The organism is Mycobacterium sp., assembly GCF_035314665.1.
GTDB lineage: Bacteria > Actinomycetota > Actinomycetes > Mycobacteriales > Mycobacteriaceae > Mycobacterium.
This window is the reverse complement of the sequence record NZ_DATFZD010000350.1, coordinates 1-3,572: the sequence shown is the minus strand read 5'-3', so window position 1 is coordinate 3,572 and position 3,572 is coordinate 1. Positions and strand designations below refer to the sequence as shown.

Annotated in this window: 7 protein-coding genes; all 7 read right to left on the bottom strand. The window is 64.5% G+C overall.

Annotation, left to right across the window (positions count from 1 at the left end):
• On the bottom strand, positions 1-454 hold a 454-nt coding region (rplQ, locus tag VKI00_RS24035; RefSeq protein ID WP_324441956.1), incomplete at its 3' end, for a 50S ribosomal protein L17.
• 33 nt (positions 455-487) lie between these two features.
• Complete coding sequence (locus tag VKI00_RS24030; protein WP_324441954.1) at positions 488-1,531, bottom strand: DNA-directed RNA polymerase subunit alpha; 1,044 nt, start codon at positions 1,529-1,531, stop codon at positions 488-490.
• A gap of 78 nt (positions 1,532-1,609) precedes the next feature.
• Positions 1,610-2,215, bottom strand: coding sequence for a 30S ribosomal protein S4 (gene rpsD, locus VKI00_RS24025; protein ID WP_324441952.1), 606 nt, complete (start codon positions 2,213-2,215; stop codon positions 1,610-1,612).
• A 14-nt stretch (positions 2,216-2,229) separates the two neighbouring features.
• The gene (rpsK, locus tag VKI00_RS24020) at positions 2,230-2,649 is read right to left on the bottom strand and encodes a 30S ribosomal protein S11 (protein ID WP_324441950.1); all 420 of its coding nucleotides are present in this window, start codon (positions 2,647-2,649) and stop codon (positions 2,230-2,232) included.
• Between the two features lie 3 nt (positions 2,650-2,652).
• The gene (gene rpsM / locus VKI00_RS24015) at positions 2,653-3,027 is read right to left on the bottom strand and encodes a 30S ribosomal protein S13 (protein WP_324441948.1); all 375 of its coding nucleotides are present in this window, start codon (positions 3,025-3,027) and stop codon (positions 2,653-2,655) included.
• 205 nt (positions 3,028-3,232) lie between these two features.
• Positions 3,233-3,346 carry a 50S ribosomal protein L36 gene (gene rpmJ, locus VKI00_RS24010; protein ID WP_003879483.1) on the bottom strand — a complete coding sequence of 38 codons (114 nt, stop codon included), beginning with the start codon at positions 3,344-3,346 and terminating at the stop codon, positions 3,233-3,235.
• Between the two features lie 49 nt (positions 3,347-3,395).
• The coding region (infA, locus tag VKI00_RS24005; RefSeq protein WP_414686601.1) for a translation initiation factor IF-1 at positions 3,396-3,572 on the bottom strand (177 nt) is incomplete at its 5' end.

Below are 3,572 nucleotides of genomic sequence, written 5' to 3'. Positions count from 1 at the left end.
CAACCTCTTCCGGCTCAGGTGCAGGCTTCGGAGCAGCCTTGGCAGCGGCTTTCGACGCGCCTACCCGACGCGCACGATCGGCTTCCGACGTGACCGTCTTCTCCTGCACCAGCTCGATCACCGCCATCGGGGCGTTATCGCCTTTGCGTGCCTCGACTTTGATGATGCGGGTATAGCCGCCGTTGCGGTCGGCGAAGAACGGCCCGATCTCGGCGAACAGGTTGTGCACCACGTCCTTGTCGCGAATCTTCTTGAGCACCTCACGCCGGTTGTGCAGCGTGCCCTTTTTGGCGTGGGTGATCAGCTTCTCCGCGTAGGGCCGCAATGCCCGAGCCTTGGTCTCGGTGGTCTTGATCCGGCCGTGCTCGAACAGCGCCGTCGCCAGGTTGGCCAGGATCGCCTTCTGGTGCGAAGACGACCCGCCGAGGCGAGGACCCTTGGTGGGCTTGGGCATTGCTGACGCTCCTGTCTAGATACTGCTGAGTCTTTAGAGCTGTTCGGTTTCCGCGTAGTCCTGGTCGTCGTAGGCGCCCTCGGCGGACCAGGTGCCGGTGGCCACGTCGTAGCCGGCGACCTCGGACGGGTCGAAGCTGGCCGGGCTGTCCTTGAGCGACAGACCCAGCTGGTGCAGCTTGACCTTCACCTCGTCAATCGACTTCTGCCCGAAGTTGCGGATGTCGAGCAGATCGGACTCGGTGCGCGACACCAGCTCGCCAACCGTGTGCACACCCTCGCGCTTGAGGCAGTTGTAGGAGCGCACGGTCAGGTCCAGATCGTCGATCGGCAGCGCGAACGACGCGATGTGATCCGCCTCGGCCGGCGACGGCCCGATCTCGATGCCCTCGGCCTCGACGTTGAGTTCGCGTGCCAGGCCGAACAATTCGACCAGTGTCTTACCCGCCGACGCCAACGCGTCACGTGGGCCGATCGAGCTCTTGGTTTCGACATCGAGGATCAGCTTGTCGAAGTCGGTGCGCTGCTCGACACGGGTGGCATCGACCTTGTAGGTCACCTTGAGCACCGGCGAGTAGATGGAATCGACTGGGATACGGCCGATTTCGGCACCCGACGCCTTGTTCTGCACGGCCGGAACATAGCCGCGGCCGCGCTCGACGACGAGCTCGATCTCGAGCTTGCCCTTGTCGTTCAGCGTCGCGATGTGCATCTCGGGGTTGTGCACGGTCACACCGGCCGGCGGCACGATGTCACCGGCGGTCACCTCGCCCGGGCCCTGCTTGCGCAGATACATCGTCACGGGCTCGTCCTCTTCCGAGGACACCACCAGGCTCTTGAGGTTCAAGATGATGTCGGTGACGTCTTCCTTGACGCCTGGCACGGTGGTGAACTCGTGCAGCACGCCGTCGATACGGATACTGGTGACGGCCGCCCCGGGAATCGACGACAGCAGCGTGCGGCGCAGCGAGTTACCAAGCGTGTAACCGAATCCCGGCTCCAGCGGCTCGATGACGAACTGCGAACGGTTGTCGCTGATGGTCTCTTCGGACAGGGTGGGTCGCTGTGAGATCAGCATGGTGTTTCTTCTTCTCCTTCTCGGCACCCGCTATTTGATGCCGTTTAGGTACCTGAACCGGTTGGCGCAGGTGGTCTTTTACTTCGAGTAGTACTCGACGATCAGCTGCTCGGTGAGCGGCACCTCGATCTGCGCCCGCTCCGGCAGTTGGTGGATCAGGATGCGTTGCTGCTCGCCGACCACCTGAATCCAGCTCGGGATCGGACGGTCGCCGGCGGTCTCACGCGAGATCTGGAACGGCACGCTGTTCAGCGACTTGTCCCGCACGTCGACGATGTCGTACTGCGACACCCGGTAGCTCGGGACGTTGACATGCACGCCGTTGACCGAGAAGTGGCCGTGGCTGACCAGCTGGCGGGCCATCCGGCGGGTGCGCGCCAGCCCGGCGCGGTAGACGACGTTGTCCAGCCGGCTTTCCAGGATCTGGAGCAGCTCGTCACCGGTCTTGCCGGGACGGCCCGCGGCCTCTTCGTAGTAGCGGCGGAACTGCTTCTCCATGACGCCGTAGGTGAAGCGAGCCTTCTGCTTCTCCTGCAGCTGCCCCAGGTACTCGCTCTCCTTGATCCGCGCCCGGCCGTGCTGGCCGGGCGGGTAGGGGCGCTTCTCGAACGCCTGGTCGCCGCCGATGAGGTCGGTGCGCAGCCGGCGTGATTTCCGGGTAATGGGTCCGGTGTAACGAGCCATTGTCTGTTCTTCTCCTAGACCCGACGGCGCTTGGGCGGACGGCAGCCGTTGTGCGGCTGGGGGGTGACGTCAGAGATCGCGCCGACCTCCAGCCCGGCGGCCTGCAGCGATCGGATGGCGGTCTCGCGGCCCGAGCCCGGGCCCTTCACGAACACGTCGACCTTGCGCACCCCGTGCTCCTGGGCTTTGCGGGCCGCGTTCTCGGCGGCCAGCTGCGCGGCGAACGGCGTCGACTTGCGGGAACCCTTGAAGCCGACGTGGCCCGACGACGCCCAGGCGATGACGTTGCCCTGCAGGTCGGTGATCGTCACGATCGTGTTGTTGAACGTGCTCTTGATGTGGGCGGCGCCGTGCGGGACGTTCTTCTTTTCCCGCCGCCGGGTCTTCTGACCCTTCTTGGCGGGGGCAGCGGCTGCCTTCTTGGCTGGTGGCATGACTTACCTGGCCTTCTTCTTGCCGGCGATGGTGCGCTTGGGGCCCTTGCGGGTGCGCGCGTTGGTCTTGGTGCGCTGACCGCGCACTGGCAGGCCGCGGCGGTGCCGTAGGCCCTGGTAGCAGCCGATCTCAATTTTGCGACGGATGTCGGCCTGCACCTCACGGCGCAGGTCACCCTCGACCTTGAGATTGGCTTCGATGTAGTCGCGCAGGTGGGTCACCTGATCGTCGGTGAGGTCCTTGGTGCGCAGGTCTTTGTCGATACCGGTGGCGGCCAAAATTTCATTCGACCGGGTCCGGCCAACGCCGTAGATGTAGGTCAGCGCGACCTCCATGCGCTTGTCGCGCGGGAGGTCGACGCCCACAACTCGAGCCATGGGTGGCATTCCTTCTGTTCGCGGAGGTCTGATCCCAGTCCGTTCCCGGCTGATTGCTCCGGGGTCCGGCCTCCGTTCCGGACGTGGATGAACGGCCTATCCGTTCACTGGTGCTGGGAGGTCTGCATTCAGTTGTCGGTACAGGCCGGGCCGGGTATATGGCGTCGACCCGCTGCGCCCGGCTACGCCGCGCTTGCGATCGCCGCTAGCCCTGGCGCTGCTTGTGGCGTGGATCGGAGCAGATCACCATGACCCGCCCATGCCGACGGATCACCCTGCACTTGTCGCAGATCGGCTTGACGCTCGGGTTCACCTTCACGGCTGTTTCGATCCTGTTCTGTCTACTCGTTGGTTTGTGGTTCGGGCTTTTACTTGTAGCGGTACACGATGCGGCCCCGGGACAAGTCGTAGGGAGACAACTCCACCACCACCCGGTCCTCGGGCAGGATGCGGATGTAGTGCTGCCGCATCTTGCCGCTGATGTGGGCAAGCACCTTGTGGCCGTTCTCCAGCTCAATGCGGAACATCGCATTGGGCAGGGGCTC